Genomic DNA, 16,173 nt, shown 5'->3' on the forward strand with positions numbered 1-16,173 from the left:
ATGCATGACCGCATTGAACACCCGTCGCTTCCTGCAAACGGCCGGCCTGGCCGTCGCCGGCCTGCTGCTCGCTGCCTGCAGCAAGCAGGAGCCCACCGCCGCCGCACCGGCCGCCTCGGCACCGGCCGTCGTCGCCTCCGCACCGGCCCCGGCGCCCGCCAAGGTCTACGCCGTCGGCACCGACGCCGCCTACGCACCGTTCGAATCGCAGAACGAGAAGGGCGAGATCGTCGGCTTCGACATCGACGTCGTCACCGCCATCGCGAAGAAGGCCGGCATCGAGGTGAAGTTCACCAACACGCCGTGGGAAGGCATCTTCAACACGCTCGGCCAGGGCGACCGCGACCTGCTGGTCTCGGCCATCACCATCACCGACGAGCGCAAGCAGACGATGGACTTCGCCGGCCCCTACTTCGACGCGCAGCAGCTGATCGCCGTCAAGAAGACCTCGAAGATCTCGAAGTTCGACGACCTGAAGAAGCTGAAGGTCGGCGTGCAGACCGGCACCACCGGTGACGAGGTCGTCAGCAAGCTGCAGGGCAAGACCAGCACCAACATCAAGCGCTTCGAGTCGACCCCGCTCGCGCTGAAGGAGCTGGAAGCCGGCGGCGTCGACGCGGTCGTGGCCGACAACGGCGTGGTCATCAACTACGTCGCCAACAATGCCGACAGCAAGTTCAAGACGGTCGCCGACAAGGCCTTCGCGCCCGAGCAATACGGCATCGCCGTCAAGAAGGGCAACGCCGAGCTGCTCGACAAGCTGAACAAGGGCCTGGCCGACATCAAGGCCGACGGCACCTACGACCAGATCTACGCGAAGTACTTCGGCGCCCCGGCTGCGGCCGCGCCGGCCGCTTCGGCTGCCTCGAAGTAAACCCGCGCCGAGCCGGTCATGGATTTGCGCTGGGGCATTCTGGCCGGCTACGGGCCGCTCTTCCTGTCGGGCCTGTGGACGACGATCCTGCTGACGCTGATCGCGATCGGCGCCGGGCTGCTGCTCGGCGTCGCCCTCGGGCTGGTCAGCAGCTCGCGCGATGCGCCGCCGCCGAAGTCGGCGCCGGCGCGCTGGTTCCTGGCCGGGCTGCGCTCGCTCACGCTGGCCTACGTGACCTTCTTCCGCGGCACGCCGCTGTTCGTGCAGATCCTGCTGGTGCATTTCGCGCTGATGCCGGCGCTGATCCACCCGGACGGCGGGCTGCTGCTCAGCGGCGAGGCGGCGCGCGAGTTCCGCCAGAACCACGGCGCGTTCTTCTCCGGCGCGCTCGCGCTGACGCTGAACGCCGGCGCCTACATCTCCGAGATCTTCCGCGCCGGCATCCAGAGCATCCACCTCGGGCAGACCCAGGCCGCCTACAGCCTGGGCTTCACGCACCCGCAGGCGATGCGCTTCATCGTGCTGCCGCAGGCCTTCCGCCGCATGATGCCGGCGCTGGTCAACGAGGGCATCACGCTCATCAAGGACTCGTCGCTGGTGTCGGCGATCGGCCTGGCCGAGCTGGCGCTGGCCGCCCGCACCGTGGCCGGCACCTACTCCCGCTACTGGGAGCCCTACCTCGCGATTTCGGCGCTGTACCTCGTGCTGACCCTGCTGCTCTCGATGCTGGCCAAAYGCCTCGAGGCCCCGGCTCACCTGCGCGGGCGCTGAGCGCTGCGGCTTCGGCCGCGCGTCAATGTCGTTTGATGACAACGTTTCGGGCGGCGTTTCGCGTGTTCGAGCCTTCGGTTTTCCATATCGAAGCCTCCGCCGCATAACATTTGCGTCTTGCACCTTCAAGACAAAAGCAATGGGTGCAGCAGATACACGCCATCCCCAACCCCAAGGAAAGCATCCATGAAACGCTCCCTCATCGTCGCCGCCGTGGCCACCGTTGCCGCCGGCGCCTCGTTCGCACAAAGCAGCGTCACCATCTACGGCCGCCTGAACGACTCGATCGAAAACCAGAAGACCGGCGACGTCAAGAAGACCGTGCTGCAGAACAATGCATCGCGTATCGGCTTCAAGGGCGTCGAAGACCTGGGCGGCGGCCTGAAGGCCGGCTTCCAGCTGGAACACGGCTTCAACGCCGACAACGGCACGCAAAGCCAGACCGCCTTCTGGGCCCGCCAGTCGGAAGTGTTCCTGCAAAGCGCCGCGCTGGGCACGATCCGCCTGGGCAACTTCACGAGCGAGTCGTACTACGCGACGGCCGACTACGTGAGCATGCACAACCACGACACCGGCACCTCGTCGGACGCGCTGTACAACTACGTCATGCGCGACACGAACAAGGTCGCTTACCGCGCCCCCGAGTTCGTGAAGAACCTGTCGCTGGAAGCCGCCGTGTCGGCACCGGAAGGTGCTGCGGGTGCCGAGAAGGCCTATGACTTCGCCGCCAACTACTCGGTCGGCGACCTGGCCCTGGGTGCCGGCTTCTCGAAGAACAAGGATGACAAGCAGTTCGGCGTTCGCGCGCTGTACACGCTGGGCGCCTTCACGTTCGGCGGCTACTACCAGCGCGCCGAGCTGGGCACCAGCTTCGCTCCGAACGACGGCAAGATCAACGTCGTCCGCCTGTCGGGCATGTACGCTGTCGGCGCTTCGGAATTCCACCTGAACTTCGGCCTGGCCGGCAAGGTCGACGGCAACGGCGACACCGATGCCAAGCAAGCCACCGTGGCCTACAACTACAACCTGAGCAAGCGCACCAAGGTCTACACCTTCTACACGAAGGTCGACAACAAGGCCAAGGCTGCTTACTCTGTCGCCAAGGCCGGCGACGACTTCAGCTCGTTCGCTGTCGGCATCCGCCACAACTTCTGATCCTTGCTCCCGCAAGGTCGAAGCCGAAAGGCCGGTCGAAAGACCGGCCTTTTTTGCTTTCAGCCCAGGAAGTAGCGCTTCAGGCCGGCCAGCACCATCTCGACGGCGATCGCCGTCAGCACCAGCCCCATCAGCTTCTCGATCGCCGAGACGACCGAGTCGCCCAGCAGCCGGCGGATGCGGTCGCACAGCATCAGCACCACGCCCGACACCGCCATCGCCGCGGTCAGCGCCGCCACCCAGTCGAGCAGGCGATCCGGCTGGCGCGAGGCCAGCAGCAGCACGGTGGCCATCGCCGACGGCCCCGCCAGCAGCGGCACCGCGAGCGGGAAGATCAGCGGCTCCCGGCCCTCGGTCGTGCCGTACACGCCGCCTTCGTGGCTGAAGATCATCCGGATCGCGACCATCAGCAGGATCACGCCGCCGGCCACTTCGAGCGAACGCTCCGACAGGTGCATCACCCGCAGGAAGCCGTTGCCGAAGAACATGAAGAAGAACAGCACGCCGAACGCGATGCCCACCTCGCGCATCGCGACCCAGCGCCGCCGGTGCTTCGGCACCTCGCGCATGATCGGGATGAAGATCGGCAGGCTGCCCAGCGGATCGAGCACCAGCAGCAGCAGGACGAAGGCCGACAGGAAACTGTGGTCCATGCTCAGCGGCCTCGCCAGAAGAGGGCGTCCAGCTCCTTCATCGTGATCTGCCGCCAGGTCGGCCGGCCGTGGTTGCACTGGTCGGAGCGCTCGGTGCGCTCCATGTCGCGCAGCAGCGCATTCATCTCGTCGATCGTCAGCTGCCGGTTCGCACGCACCGCGCCGTGGCAGGCCATCGTCGACAGCAGCTCGTCCTGCGCGCGCTGGATCACGCTGCTGGCGTCGTACTGCGACAACTCGGCCAGCACGCTGCGTGCGAGCTCGACCACGTCGCCGCCGACGAGCGCCGCCGGCTGCGAACGCACCGCCAGCGTCGTGGCCGACAGCGCCGAGACATCCAGCCCCAGCGTGCGCAGGTTGTCGGCTTGCGCCTGCGCGGTCGCGATCTCCTGCGCGGTGGCGGCGAAGGTGGCCGGGATCAGCAGCGGCTGGCTCTCGATCGCCGCGCTGCCGAGGCTGGCCTTCAGGCGCTCGTAGACGATGCGTTCGTGCGCCGCATGCATGTCGACGACCACCAGGCCGTGGCTGTTCTCGGCCAGCACGAACACGCCGCCGATCTGCGCGACGGCACGGCCGAGCGGCCATTCGTCGCGCTGGAAATCGATGGCGGATGCTGCCGAGGCTGGCACCGGGGACGGTGCCGCAGCGAGCGGCGCAGGGCGCGCGGCCGGTGCCGGTTCACCACCGCCCCACAGCGTCGCCACCTGCTGCAACCCGAGCGCACCCTGCACCTGCGGGCGCATCGGCTGTGGCGAGAAGCCGCCACCGCCGAACGACGACGGACGCGCCGCCGGCACGGCCGCATACCCGGCCAGGTGCTCCGACGCGAGCAGCACGCCCGCCACGCCGCCGGCCTCGTCACCCGCCGCCGAGGCGGCACGCGGTGCGGCCAGCGCGCCCTCCACCGCCCGCCGCACCGCCTGGTGCACCTCGCGCGAATCGCGGAAGCGCACCTCGATCTTGGTCGGGTGCACGTTCACGTCGACGCGGTCGGGCGCGATCTCGATGAACAGCACATACGCCGGCTGGCGCCCGCCGTGCAGCACGTCTTCGTAGGCGGAGCGCACGCCGTGGGCGATCAGCTTGTCGCGCACGTAGCGGCCGTTGACATACACGTACTGCTGGTCGGCGCGGGCACGGGCCGCGGCCGGCGTGCCGGCGCGCCCGGTGATGCGCATCGGCCCCGCCTCCAGCATCACCTCGCAGCTCTGCTCGACGAACTCGTCGCCCATCACGTCGCGCACGCGCTGCGCCTGCGTCGCGCGGCGCCATTGCTGGGACAGCTTGCCTTCGTGCCAGACCGCGAAGCCGGCGTCGGGCCGGGCCAGCGCATGGCGGCGCACCGCATCGAGGCAGTGCGCGAACTCGGTGGCGTCGGTCTTCAGGAACTTGCGGCGCGCCGGCGTGCTGAAGAACAGCTCGCGCACCTCGACGCTGGTGCCGATGCCGCGTGCCGCCGGCACCAGCTCGCCGGAACGCGCATCGATGCGCTGCGCATGCGGCGCGCCCTCGGTGCGGCTCGCGATGGCGAGTTCGGCGACCGACGAAATGGCCGCCAGCGCCTCGCCGCGGAACCCCATCGTCACGACGCCCTCCAGTTCGGCCAGCGACGCGATCTTGCTGGTGGCATGCCGGCGCAGCGCGAGCGGCAGCTCGTCGCTCGGGATGCCCTGCCCGTCGTCCTCGACCAGGATGCTGCGCACGCCGCCGGCCACCAGCTTCACGGTGATCTCGCGGCCGCCGGCGTCGAGCGCGTTGTCGACCAGCTCGCGCACCACCGAGGCCGGCCGCTCGACCACCTCGCCGGCGGCGATCTGGCTGATCAGTTCGTCGGGCAGCTCGCGGATCGGACGGCGTGGGGCGGGCTGCAAAAGGGCATTCATCGGGGAATTGTAGGAGGCTCGCGACGGGTCGTGATAATCCGCCGATGCACGACCTGACCCTCCTGATMACCCTGGCCGGCGGCCTGGCCTTTGCACTGGTCTTCGGGGCGCTGACGCGCCGCATCGGCCTGTCGACACTGGTCGGCTACATGCTCGCGGGCATCGTCGTGGGGCCGTTCACGCCGGGTTTCGTGGCCGATGCGGGCCTCGCCTCGCAGCTCGCCGAGATCGGCGTGATCCTGCTGATGTTCGGTGTCGGCATGCACTTCCACCCGCAGGAGCTGCTGCGGGTGTGGAAGCTCGCGGTGCCGGGCGCGATCGGGCAGAGCCTGGTGGCCGGCGTGGCCGGCTGGGCGCTGGCGCGCGGCTTCGGCTGGTCGCATGCGGCCGGCGCGATCTTCGGCATGGCGCTGGCGGTGGCCAGCACGGTGGTGCTGATGCGCATGCTGGTCGAGCAGAACCGGCTCGCGAGCCGCGACGGCCATGTCGCGGTCGGCTGGCTGATCGTCGAGGATCTGTTCACCGTCGGCGCGCTGGTGGTGCTGCCGCTGCTCGCGCCGCCGGCCGCAGGCGCCAGCGGTGCGACGCAATCGCTGGGCATGGCGCTGCTGATGGCGCTCGGCAAGGTCGTCGTGTTCGCGCTGCTGGTCGGCGTGGTCGGCACGCGCGTGGTCGGCCGGGTGCTCGAGAAGGTGGCCCGCACGCAGTCGTCGGAGCTTTTCACGCTGACGGTGTTCGTCGTCGCGCTGGGTGTCGCGGTGCTGGCGGCCGAGGTGTTCCACGTGTCGGTCGCGCTGGGCGCGTTCTTCGCCGGGCTGGTGGTCGGGCAGTCGCGCTTCGGCCCGCAGGCGGCGGCCGACATGGCGCCGTTCCGCGACGTGTTCTCGGCGCTGTTCTTCGTCTCGGTGGGGATGCTGTTCAACCCGGGCTTCATCGTGCAGCAGCCATGGATGGTGCTGGGCGTGCTCGCGATCGTGCTGGTGCTGAAGCCGCTGATCGCGGTGGCGATCGTCGGCGTGCTGCGCGAGCCCTCGCGCACCAGCGCGACGGTGGCGGTGGGCCTGGCACAGATCGGCGAGTTCTCGTTCATCCTCGCGAGCCTGGGGCTGTCGATCGGCGTGCTGCCGCGCGAGGCGATGGATGCGCTGGTGGTCGGCGCGATCGTCTCGATCGCGGTCAACCCGCTGCTGTTCCGCTGGATCGGCAAGCGGGTCGCGGAGCCGGATGCGGCGCATGTCGAAGCCACGGCCGCGCCGGTTGCCGAGGGAGGGCACACGGCGCCCGCCGTGCTGCTGTGCGGCTACGGCGCACTGGGGCGCCGCATCGCGGCGCGCTGCATCGAGGGCGGCATCGCGATCGCGGCCGTGCACCACGATCCGGACATCGAGGAGGTGCCCGGCATGACGCTGGTGTTCGGTGACCCGACCCGCGGCGAGGTGCTCGAGGCCGCCGGCATCGCCGACGCGCGGCTGCTGGTCGTTGCCGACCTGCTGCTGGGCGCCAAGATCCAGGTCTGCACGCAGGCGCGCCGGCTGAACCCGCGCATCGTGATCAGCGGTAGCGCGAACACCGATGCCGAGCGTGCCTGGCTGGAGGAGTTCGGCGCGCAGTTCGTCAGCGACGGGCGCGACGAACAGAGCGCGCAGATGGCGCGAGCGATCAAGACGCTGCTGTAGTTGCCACGGAGGCCGAGGTGGTCGCAAATTGCGACCACCGATAATCGCCGCCCATGGACATCGCCCACTTCATTCTCGACTTCATCCTGCACGTCGACGTGCACCTCGCGAACTTCGTCGCGGCCTATGGCACCTGGGTGTACGCGCTGCTGTTCCTGATCATCTTCGTCGAGACCGGCGTCGTCGTGATGCCCTTCCTGCCGGGCGACTCGCTGCTGTTCGTCGTCGGCGCGCTGTGTGCCAAGGGGCTGATGAGCCTGCCGCTGACGATCGGTCTGCTGGTGGCGGCCGCGATCCTGGGCAACCAGAGCAACTACACGATCGGCCGCTACTTCGGGCCACGCGTGTTCCAGTGGGAGAACTCGCGCTTCTTCAACAAGAAGGCCTTCGAGCAGGCCCATGCGTTCTACGAGAAGTACGGCGGCATCACGATCATCGCCGCGCGCTTCATGCCGTTCCTGCGCACTTTCGCGCCATTCGTCGCCGGCGTCGCGCAGATGACGCGCCGCAAGTTCACGCTGTACGACGTGTCGGGCGCGGTGCTGTGGGTCGGCGGCGTGACGCTGGCCGGCTACCTGTTCGGCAACATCCCGTGGGTCAAGGAGCACCTCGACAAGATCATCTGGGGGGCGATCCTGCTGCCGGGGCTGCTGGTGCTGTTCGGGGCGTGGAAAGCGCGGCGGGCCCAGACAGCGTGATTCACAGCTGGCGTTGCCTTGCGAGAGGCGGGTTCTTCGCGAAGTAGCGCCGGATCCCGGTGGTCAGCGCGTCGACCAGCTGCAGCTGGTACTGCGGGTCGCGCAGCTTGGCTTCTTCTTCCGGGTTCGAGATGAAGGCCGTCTCGACCAGGATCGACGGGATGTCGGGGGCCTTCAGCACCGCGAAGCCGGCCTGCTCGACGCTGCCCTTGTGCAGCTTGCCGACCTTGCCGATCTGGCCCAGCACCTCGCTGCCGAGCTTCATGCTGTCCTTGATCTGCGCGGTCGTGCTCATGTCGAGCATCGCGCGCAGCACCGCGGCGTCCTTGGCCTTGAAGTTGACGCCGCCCACCATGTCGGCAGCGTTCTCCTTGTCGGCCATCCAGCGCGCCGCCGAGCTGCTCGCGCCGTGCTGCGACAGCGCGAACACCGAGGCGCCGCGCGCCTTCGGCGTCAGGAAGGCATCGGCATGGATCGACACGAACAGGTCGGCCTGCACGCGCCGCGCCTTGCGCACCCGGTCCTGCAGCGGCACGAAGAAGTCGGCGTCGCGGGTCATCATCGCGCGAAAGCCCGGCAGCCCGTTGATGCGGTCGCGCAGTTTCAGCGCCACCTGCAGCACCACGTCTTTCTCGTGCAGCCCGCTCGGACCGCTCGCGCCCGGGTCCTCGCCCCCATGGCCGGGGTCGAGCGCGACGATGATCAGCCGGTCGATGCGCCCCTGCGACATCGGCGGCACCGTGGCGGCACCGGACGCCAGCGGCCCGCCATGCGGCTGCGAGGCCGCGGCCACCGGCGGCTGCGATGGCGCCGGCGCCGGCAGCGGCTTGATGTTCACGTCCGGCGGCCGGCCGATCTTGCCGATGAACTCGCCGAGGGCGTCCTGCACCTCCTGGGCCGCACGCTGCTCGGCCTGCTCCTTGTCCTTGATCAGCGTGAGCAGCGGATCACGCTCCTCGGTCGGATAGAGGTCGAACACCAGCCGGTGCTGGTAGGCCGCCACCGGCGCCAGCGTGAACAGCTGCGGCGCGGTCGCCTGCTTCAGGTCGATCACCAGGCGCACGACGCGCGGCTGGTTCTGCCCGACCCGCACGCCGCCGATGAACGGATCGTCGGAACGCACCTTGCCCACCAGTTCGCGCAGCGCGGGACTGAGCTCCAGCCCATCGATGTCGATCACCAGCCGGTTCGGGTTCTCGGCCAGGAAGTGCTTGACCGACAGCGCCGAGTCGGACTCGAGCGTCACGCGGGTGTAGTCGGCGGCCGGCCAGACGCGCACCGCGACGATGGTTGCGCCGAACGCGAGCTCGTTGGCGCCGAGCAGCAGCACGAGGCTGCCGAGGCCTTGCAGCGCAGCGCGCCGCTTCATGCCAGCAGCTCCACGCCGAGCGGCGTCTGCGCGGCCAGGCGCACGCGGCGCGGCCCCCCACCCTCTTCGCCCGCGTCAACGTCATCGAACGCGATGTCGATCCGCAGATCGGCCACGGGAAGCAGCTCCTGTGCCTTCTCCGGCCACTCGGCGATCTTCAGCCCAGGGGCACCGAACACGTCGCGGAAGCCCGCGTCCTCGAACTCCTGCGGATCCTCGAAGCGGTAGAAATCGAAATGCGAGATGACCGGTGCGCCCGGCAGCGGATACTGCTCCATCACCGCATACGTCGGGCTCTTGATGCGCCCGGTGACGCCGAGCGCCTGCAGCAGGTGGCGCGTGAAGGTGGTCTTGCCGGCCCCCAGCGGGCCGTGCAGTTCGATGAAGGCATGGCGCAGCGAGGGATGCGCCGCCAGCCGCTGCGCGGTGGCGGCGCAGGCGGCCTCGTCGGGCCAGGGCAGCGATCGGGTTTCTAGAATCGTCAAATGACCGAAGCTCAGCAGTTGGACGGTGATGGCCTGGTCGCGCAGCTGCGCGACTGGGGCCTCGCGCTCGGATTTTCACAGATCGGCGTCGCCGATGTGGATCTGTCCTCCGCCGAGGCAGGGCTTCTGGCGTGGCTGCGCGACGGTTTCCATGGCGAGATGGGCTACATGGCCGCGCATGGCCTGAAGCGCGCCCGCCCCGCCGAACTGGTGCCGGGCACCGTGCGCGTGATCACCGCGCGCATGGACTATCTCCCCGACGCGACACCCGACGACTGGCAGGCCGTCGAATGGCAGCGCCTCGCCTCGCCCGCGCAGGCCGCCGTGTCGGTCTATGCCCGCGGCCGCGATTACCACAAGGTGCTGCGCCACCGGCTGCAGAAGCTCGCCGACCGCCTGCAGCAGGCCGTCGGCCCGCGCGGCCACCGCGTGTTCACCGACTCGGCACCGGTGCTCGAGGTCGAGCTCGCGTCGCGCAGCGGCATCGGCTGGCGCGGCAAGCACACGCTGACGCTGCACCGCGAGGCCGGCTCGATGTTCTTCCTCGGCGAGATCTACGTCGACCTGCCGCTGCCGCTGTCGGCCCCGGTCACCGGGCACTGCGGCAGCTGCAGCGCCTGCATCGACGTCTGCCCGACGCGCGCCATCGTCGCGCCCTACCGCGTCGATGCGCGGCGCTGCATCTCGTACCTGACGATCGAGCACGCGGGGCCGATCCCGGTCGAGCTGCGACCGGCGATCGGCAACCGCATCTACGGCTGCGACGACTGCCAGCTGGCGTGCCCCTGGAACAAGTACGCGCAGCGCAGCCCGCTGCCCGACTTCGACGTGCGCGACGCGCTCGCGGCGCCGACGCTGCGCAGCCTGTGGGCCTGGACCGAGGCCGACTTCCTGCGCCACACCGAAGGCAGCGCGATCCGCCGCATCGGCCACCAGCGCTGGCGCCGCAACCTCGCGGTGGCGATCGGCAACGCGCTGCGCGACCCGGCCACGCCGGCTGCCGAACGCGCGGCGCTGGTGGAGGCGTTGCAGGCGGAGCGCGAGGGGGCTGACGAACTGGTGCGAGAGCACATAGACTGGGCGCTCTCCGCGTGATCCGTGGCAGTCGAACGGCACGAACATTGCTCAATCCGATGTTGTCCCCACCGAACTGCCCCTGATGATCGCCCGCCTGCTGCTGCTCCTCGCCTTCGTCCTCTCCCTCCCCGCGCATGCCGCGCCACGCTGCCTGAGCGACTGCACGCCGCGCATCGGCATCGTCTCGGCCTTCGGCGCCGAGGCCGACATCCTGGTCGCCAACACCCAGGGCCGGCGCAGCTTCACGGTCAACGGCAACCGCTTCACGACCGGCACGCTGCGCGGCAACCGGGTCGTCATCGTGCTGAGCGGCGTCAGCATGATCAACTCGACGATGGTCACGCAGCTGATGCTGGACCACTTCCACGTGCAGCGGCTCATCATGAGCGGCATCAGCGGCGGCGTGAACCCGGCCCACCACGTCGGCGACGTGATCGTGCCCGAGCGCTGGGCGATGCCGCTCGAGGTGTACTGGAACCATGACGGCACGCCGCCCGCACCCTGCGGCGCCCCGGGCGACGTGAGCTGCCTCGGCCTGAAGCTCGCCGAGGCCGACGGCAAACCGGTGCCGCCCTTCGTCGGCGCGGCGCCGGTCGGCGGGCTCTTCATGCGGCAGAACTTCGTGATGAGCCGCGAGCGCGCGCCGCAGGGCGAGTTCCGCTTCGACTACGAGGCCGATCCGGCGATGCTCGAGGTCGCCCGCGCGATCCGGCCAGCGCTGGCGCGCTGCGGCCCCAAGGCCTTCACGCCGGGCGTGGCCGAGCCGGACCCGAAGCTGTGCGTCGCGACGCAGCCGCGCGTGGTGGTCGGCGGGCGCGGCGTGTCGGGCACGCTGTTCCTCGCCAACCCGGCCTACCGCAGCTACCTGTTCGAGCAGCTGCAGGCCGAGACCTTCGAGATGGAGACCGMCGCGCTCGCGCACGTGGCCCACGCGAACGGCGTGCCCTACATCGCGTTCCGCAGCCTCAGCGACCTGGCCGGCGCGGAGGAGTTCAACGCCGACGTCGGCGCGCTGTTCTCGAGCGGGCTGGCCGAAACCAACGAAGCGGCCGTCACGATGGCCTTCCTCGAGGCCTGGAAGGCCCGCGCCACTCCCCGGAGACAACCGAAATGAAGAAGACGATCCTTGCCTTGCTGCTGGCCGCGGCCGCCTCGCTGGCCCAGGCGCAAGCCCAGACACCAACCCCGGCCCCCGCCCCGCGCCCGCTGAAGGTGCTGATCATCGCGATGTTCGAGCCCGAGGCCGCGCCGTGGATAGCGCCGATGAAGCTGACCGAGGCCATCCCGGTGCCCGGCCTGCTGCCCGAGAGCCCGGCGCTGCGCTGCAACAGCGACGACGTGTGCCTGCTGACAGCCGGCATGGGGCACGCCAATGTCGCCGCCTCCACGATGGCCGTCACGCTCGACCCGCGCTTCGACCTGCGGCAGACGTACTTCCTGATCGCCGGCATCGCGGGCATCGACCCGGCGCGCGGCACGCTCGGCACGGCGGCATGGGCGCGCTACCTGGTCGATGTCGGCATCGCGCACGAACTCGATGCACGCGAGATGCCCAAGGGCTGGGCCTCGGGCTACTTCGGCATCATGACCAAGGGCCCCGGCGAGAAGCCGAAGTTCGACTACCACACCGAGCTCGCGCAGCTCGACGAGGCGCTGCTGCAGAAGGCGCTGGCGCTCAGCAGGAACGCGAAGCTCGCCGACAGCGACGCCGCGAAGGCCTACCGCAAGCGCTACAAGCAGGCGGCGGCCCGCAAGCCGCCCACCGTGACCCAGTGCGATACGCTGGGCGGCGACACTTGGTGGCATGGCGACAAGCTGGGCGAGCACGCCCGCGCCTGGACCCGGCTGCTGACCGACGGCAAGGGCACCTACTGCACGACCCAGCAGGAGGACAACGCCACCTACAACGCGCTGGCCCGGGCGGCGGCCGCCGGCCGCGTCGACCTGAAGCGGCTGGCCGTGCTGCGCACCGCCTCGAACTTCGACCGCCCCCATTCGGGGCAGAGCGCGTATGCGTCGCTGATGGCGTCGACGGCCGGCACGCCGGGCGGCTTCGTGCCGGCCACGCAGAACCTGGTCGCGGCCGGCGGGCCGCTGGTGACCGACATCGTCGCGCACTGGGACCAGTGGCGCGTCGGCGTGCCCGCGCCCTGAGCGGCGGCCCCGATGCACCTGAACGTGGCATGGCAGTTGCTGTTGCCCTCCATTCCCTCACCCACACGGATGTACCCATGCCCCAACAAGCGGCCCCGTTCGCGCTGACCCGCGCCTCCCTCTGCATCGGACTGGCCCTGGCCGCACTGGCCGCCCAGGCCCAGGAAACCAGCGTGCTGGCCCCGGTCACCGTGACCGCCGAGCGCCGCAGCGAGAACGCGAAGGACGTGCCGATGTCGATCTCGACGCTCGGCGGCGAGAAGCTCGACGTGCTGAACTCGTCCGGCGAAGACATCCGCATGCTGTCGGGCCGCGTGCCGAGCCTGAACATCGAGTCGTCGTTCGGCCGCGCCTTCCCGCGCTTCTACATCCGCGGCTACGGCAACACCGATTTCCACCTGAACGCGTCACAGCCGGTCTCGCTGATCTATGACGACGTGGTGCAGGAGAACCCGATCCTGAAGGGCTTCCCGGCCTTCGACCTCGACCGCATCGAGGTGCTGGCCGGCCCGCAGGGCACGCTGTTCGGCCGCAACACGCCGGCCGGCGTGGTGAAGTTCGAATCGGTCAAGCCGCAGCTGAAGAAGAACGAGGGCTACGGCAGCATCAGCTACGGCACGTTCGGCACCACCAACCTCGAAGGCGCGTGGAACGCGTCGGCGAGCCCGGATTTCGCGGCCCGCGTGTCGATCCAGTCGCAGCACCGCGACGACTGGGTCGACAACAACTACCGCCCGGCGCAGACCGACAAGCTCGAGGGTTACGACGACAACGCGATCCGCCTGCAGGCGCTGTACCAGCCGAGCAGCAGCTTCAGCGCGCTCGGCAACGTGCACATGCGCGACCTGAAGGGCACGGCGCGGCTGTTCCGCGCCAACATCATCAAGCCGGGCACGAACGACCTGGTCGACGGCTTCGACGAGAAGTCGGTGACGATCGACGGCAAGAACGAGCAGACGCTGTCGAACTTCGGCACCAGCCTGCGGCTGCGCTGGGCCTTCGACACCGTGGCGCTGAACTCGATTACCGGCTTCGAGCACCTGTACACCTACAGCCGCGGCGACGTCGATGGCGGCTACGGCGCCCCGTACGCACCGGGGGGCGGCGTGAACGGCCCCGGCTTCATCCCGTTCTCGAGCGAGACCTCGGACGCGCTGAACGGCCACCGCCAGTACTCGCAGGAGTTCCGCCTCGAATCACTGACCGGCGGCCCGCTGAAGTGGCAGGGTGGGGTCTACCTGTTCCGCGAGCGCTACCTGATCAACAGCGTCAGCTACGACACGATCTTCCAYGGCCCGGACACCTCGGTGCAGACCACGCAGGTCAACAACGCCTGGGCGGTGTTCGGTTCGGCCAACTACCAGTTCACGCCGCAGTTGAACGTGCGCGGCGGCTTGCGCTACACGCATGACGAGAAGACCCTTGCAACGACCTCCGCCGACACGGCGATCGACCGCAGCGCCGGCACCACCGCCGACACCAAGGACTCGAAGGTCAACTGGGACCTGAGCGGCACCTACACGCTGACGCCCGACGTGAACCTGTACGCCCGGGTCGCGACCGGCTTCCGCGCCTCGAGCCTGCAGAACGCCTCGGCCTTCGGCCCGCAGTCGAAGGCCGGCCCGGAAACCAACACCTCGTACGAGGCCGGCGTGAAGGCCGACCTGTGGAACAAGCGGGCGCGCACCTCGGTCAGCGTCTTCCACTACGACGTGAAGGACCAGCAGCTGAGCGCGGTGGGCGGCTCGCAGAACGTGACGACGCTGGTCAGCGCGAAGAAGGCGCAGGGCCAGGGCGTGGAGTTCAACTTCGACGCGTACCTGACCGACACGCTGCTGCTGGGCCTGAACGGCAGCTACAACATGACGAAGATCAAGGACGGCGATCTCGTCGTGGCCGGCTGTGCGCAGTGCACGGTGACCGACCCGGCCGGCACGGTGGCCGGCACGTACCACATCGACGGCAACCCGCTGCCGCAAGCCCCGAAGTGGATCGGCAACGTGACGCTGCGCTACGGCGTGCCGACGGCATCGGGCGGCGAGTACTTCGTCTACACCGACTGGTCGTACCGCAGCAAGATCAACTTCTTCCTGTACGAGTCGACGGAGTTCACCGGCAAGTCGCTGCTGACCGGCGGGCTGCGGCTGGGCTACCAGTGGGCCAACGGCAAGTACGAGGCGGCGGTGTTCGCGCGCAACATCACGAACGAGATCCAGGTCGTCGGCGGGATCGACTTCAACAACCTGACGGGGTTCGTCAACGAGCCGCGCACCTTCGGCGCGCAGTTCAAGGCAAGTTTCTGAGCCCCCCAGTCGCTTCGCTCCTGCCCCCAAGGGGCGCCACGCCAGGGGCCTGGCAAAGCCAGTTCCCCGGCGCGTTGCTTGATGGGTCGCTCGCTGCGCTTGCTCGGATCAAGGCAGCGCCGCGAGCACCGCAAGCCATATCGGGATGCTCAGCATCCCGAGGAGCGTCGACAGCGTGACGAGGCCGGCCACGTAGGCCCCGTCGCCGCCCATGCGCGCGGCGAGCACATAGGCGCTCGACGCGGTGGGCATCGCCGCGAACAACACGACGATGTCCCGCTGCGCGAGCGGCAGCGCCAGCACCGCCGTCAGCCCGATCGCCACCGCCGGCAGCACCGCATGCCGGATCGACAGGAAGGYCGCTGCCAGCCCCGGCGCGGCCCGCAGCCCCGCCACCCGCAGGCCGGCCCCCACCGCCATCAACCCCACCGGCAGCGCCGCCACCCCGATGCGCTGCAACGTCGTCGCGACGGCCTCCGGAAACTGCAGCCCCGCCAGATTGGCCAGCAGCCCCGCCACCGTGCTGACGATCAGCGGGTTGCGCACGATCTCGCGCGCATACGAATGCCCGCCATGGCGCGCCAGCGGCCACACCGCCGCCACGTTGCACAGCGGCACGCCCAGCGCGATCAGCAAGGCCATCCACGCGACACCCTGCTGGCCACCCAGCCGCTCGGCCAGCGCCAGTGCGATGAACGAGTTGAAGCGGAACGCCGTCTGCGCGCCCGACGCATGCAGCCGCGCATCGACGCCCGGCCAGCGTCGCAGCGCGTAGGACAGTGCAATGCCCACCCCCAGCATGCCGACGCCACTGGCCGCGAGGCTCAGCGTCTGCGCCGGCTGCAGCGGGCTGCGCACGATGGAGTTGAACAGCAGCACCGGGAACAGCACGTAGTAGACGAGCCGCTCGGCGGCCTCCCAGACGGGGCGGTCCAGCGCGGTGTAGCGGCAGATGCAGAAGCCGCAGACGATCAGCAGGAAATCGGGCAGCAGCAGCAGGGCATTCGACATGCGGCCCGAGTGTGCCAGTGACACCCCGCTCCCTCGTGCTTTCCCGCTTCGTAGTTTCCACACT

14 protein-coding genes are annotated in these 16,173 nt (G+C 69.3%); 9 read left to right on the forward strand and 5 right to left on the reverse strand.

Annotated elements, in window-relative coordinates; all coding sequences use genetic code 11:
* Window positions 1–4 precede the first annotated feature (4 nt).
* The 3 genes from AC1D1T_RS07940 (at window position 5) to AC1D1T_RS07950 (ending at window position 2,800) form a co-directional block, all read left to right on the forward strand.
* Complete coding sequence (locus tag AC1D1T_RS07940) at window positions 5–874, forward strand: basic amino acid ABC transporter substrate-binding protein (protein WP_047506211.1); 870 nt, start codon at window positions 5–7, stop codon at window positions 872–874.
* 18 nt (window positions 875–892) lie between these two features.
* Window positions 893–1,645: an amino acid ABC transporter permease gene (locus tag AC1D1T_RS07945; protein WP_477991728.1), complete on the forward strand. Its 753-nt coding sequence runs from the start codon at window positions 893–895 to the stop codon at window positions 1,643–1,645.
* Window positions 1,646–1,831: 186 nt separating this feature from the next.
* Window positions 1,832–2,800 carry a porin gene (locus tag AC1D1T_RS07950; RefSeq protein WP_477842189.1) on the forward strand — a complete coding sequence of 323 codons (969 nt, stop codon included), beginning with the start codon at window positions 1,832–1,834 and terminating at the stop codon, window positions 2,798–2,800.
* A gap of 59 nt (window positions 2,801–2,859) precedes the next feature.
* On the opposite strand, the gene AC1D1T_RS07955 is transcribed toward AC1D1T_RS07950, so the two are convergent.
* Window positions 2,860–3,453 (reverse strand): MarC family protein, encoded by a 594-nt coding sequence (locus AC1D1T_RS07955; RefSeq protein ID WP_197066902.1) that lies wholly within the window; start codon window positions 3,451–3,453, stop codon window positions 2,860–2,862.
* A 2-nt stretch (window positions 3,454–3,455) separates the two neighbouring features.
* Window positions 3,456–5,336, reverse strand: a complete 1,881-nt coding sequence (gene mutL / locus AC1D1T_RS07960; RefSeq protein WP_477991729.1) for a DNA mismatch repair endonuclease MutL — start codon at window positions 5,334–5,336, stop codon at window positions 3,456–3,458.
* 44 nt (window positions 5,337–5,380) lie between these two features.
* On the opposite strand from mutL, the gene AC1D1T_RS07965 reads away from it, so the two are divergent.
* Complete coding sequence (locus AC1D1T_RS07965; protein ID WP_465113383.1) at window positions 5,381–7,012, forward strand: cation:proton antiporter; 1,632 nt, start codon at window positions 5,381–5,383, stop codon at window positions 7,010–7,012.
* Between the two features lie 53 nt (window positions 7,013–7,065).
* Window positions 7,066–7,710, forward strand: a complete 645-nt coding sequence (locus tag AC1D1T_RS07970; RefSeq protein WP_477826944.1) for a DedA family protein — start codon at window positions 7,066–7,068, stop codon at window positions 7,708–7,710.
* Window position 7,711: 1 nt separating this feature from the next.
* Here AC1D1T_RS07970 and AC1D1T_RS07975 read toward each other — a convergent pair whose 3' ends face one another.
* Together AC1D1T_RS07975 and tsaE are read right to left on the reverse strand one after the other, a co-directional pair.
* Window positions 7,712–9,079: an N-acetylmuramoyl-L-alanine amidase gene (locus AC1D1T_RS07975; RefSeq protein ID WP_477845084.1), complete on the reverse strand. Its 1,368-nt coding sequence runs from the start codon at window positions 9,077–9,079 to the stop codon at window positions 7,712–7,714.
* A complete protein-coding gene (gene tsaE, locus AC1D1T_RS07980) occupies window positions 9,076–9,564 on the reverse strand; it encodes a tRNA (adenosine(37)-N6)-threonylcarbamoyltransferase complex ATPase subunit type 1 TsaE (RefSeq protein ID WP_477826088.1) in 489 nt (162 codons plus the stop codon). The genes AC1D1T_RS07975 and tsaE overlap by 4 nt, the downstream gene beginning before the upstream one ends.
* On the opposite strand from tsaE, the gene queG reads away from it, so the two are divergent.
* The 4 genes from queG to AC1D1T_RS08000 all read left to right on the forward strand — a co-directional run bounded on the left by queG (window position 9,565) and on the right by AC1D1T_RS08000 (window position 15,098).
* Complete coding sequence (gene queG, locus AC1D1T_RS07985; protein WP_477991730.1) at window positions 9,565–10,659, forward strand: tRNA epoxyqueuosine(34) reductase QueG; 1,095 nt, start codon at window positions 9,565–9,567, stop codon at window positions 10,657–10,659.
* A gap of 64 nt (window positions 10,660–10,723) precedes the next feature.
* Window positions 10,724–11,755, forward strand: coding sequence for a 5'-methylthioadenosine/S-adenosylhomocysteine nucleosidase (locus tag AC1D1T_RS07990; RefSeq protein ID WP_477991731.1), 1,032 nt, complete (start codon window positions 10,724–10,726; stop codon window positions 11,753–11,755).
* The gene (locus tag AC1D1T_RS07995; RefSeq protein ID WP_465113377.1) at window positions 11,752–12,795 is read left to right on the forward strand and encodes a purine-nucleoside phosphorylase; all 1,044 of its coding nucleotides are present in this window, start codon (window positions 11,752–11,754) and stop codon (window positions 12,793–12,795) included. The genes AC1D1T_RS07990 and AC1D1T_RS07995 overlap by 4 nt, the downstream gene beginning before the upstream one ends.
* A 77-nt stretch (window positions 12,796–12,872) precedes the next feature.
* Window positions 12,873–15,098: a TonB-dependent receptor gene (locus AC1D1T_RS08000; RefSeq protein ID WP_477826085.1), complete on the forward strand. Its 2,226-nt coding sequence runs from the start codon at window positions 12,873–12,875 to the stop codon at window positions 15,096–15,098.
* Window positions 15,099–15,206: 108 nt separating this feature from the next.
* Here the strand turns inward: AC1D1T_RS08000 and AC1D1T_RS08005 are convergent, their stop codons facing one another.
* Window positions 15,207–16,109 (reverse strand): AEC family transporter, encoded by a 903-nt coding sequence (locus tag AC1D1T_RS08005; protein ID WP_477991732.1) that lies wholly within the window; start codon window positions 16,107–16,109, stop codon window positions 15,207–15,209.
* Window positions 16,110–16,173 lie beyond the last annotated feature (64 nt).

It is taken from the genome of Rhizobacter sp. P2_H3 (assembly GCF_056403355.1).

Bases quoted from the DNA above. Each gene is read 5' to 3' on its own strand.
- AC1D1T_RS07975 (WP_477845084.1), bottom strand. From the start codon at position 9,079: ATGAAGCGGCGCGCTGCGCTGCAAGGCCTCGGCAGCCTCGTGCTGCTG.
- AC1D1T_RS07950 (WP_477842189.1), top strand. From the start codon at position 1,832: ATGAAACGCTCCCTCATCGTCGCCGCCGTGGCCACCGTTGCCGCCGGC.
- queG (WP_477991730.1), top strand. From the start codon at position 9,565: ATGACCGAAGCTCAGCAGTTGGACGGTGATGGCCTGGTCGCGCAGCTG.
- mutL (WP_477991729.1), bottom strand. From the start codon at position 5,336: ATGAATGCCCTTTTGCAGCCCGCCCCACGCCGTCCGATCCGCGAGCTG.
- AC1D1T_RS07970 (WP_477826944.1), top strand. From the start codon at position 7,066: ATGGACATCGCCCACTTCATTCTCGACTTCATCCTGCACGTCGACGTG.
- AC1D1T_RS07940 (WP_047506211.1), top strand. From the start codon at position 5: ATGACCGCATTGAACACCCGTCGCTTCCTGCAAACGGCCGGCCTGGCC.
- AC1D1T_RS07955 (WP_197066902.1), bottom strand. From the start codon at position 3,453: ATGGACCACAGTTTCCTGTCGGCCTTCGTCCTGCTGCTGCTGGTGCTC.
- AC1D1T_RS07995 (WP_465113377.1), top strand. From the start codon at position 11,752: ATGAAGAAGACGATCCTTGCCTTGCTGCTGGCCGCGGCCGCCTCGCTG.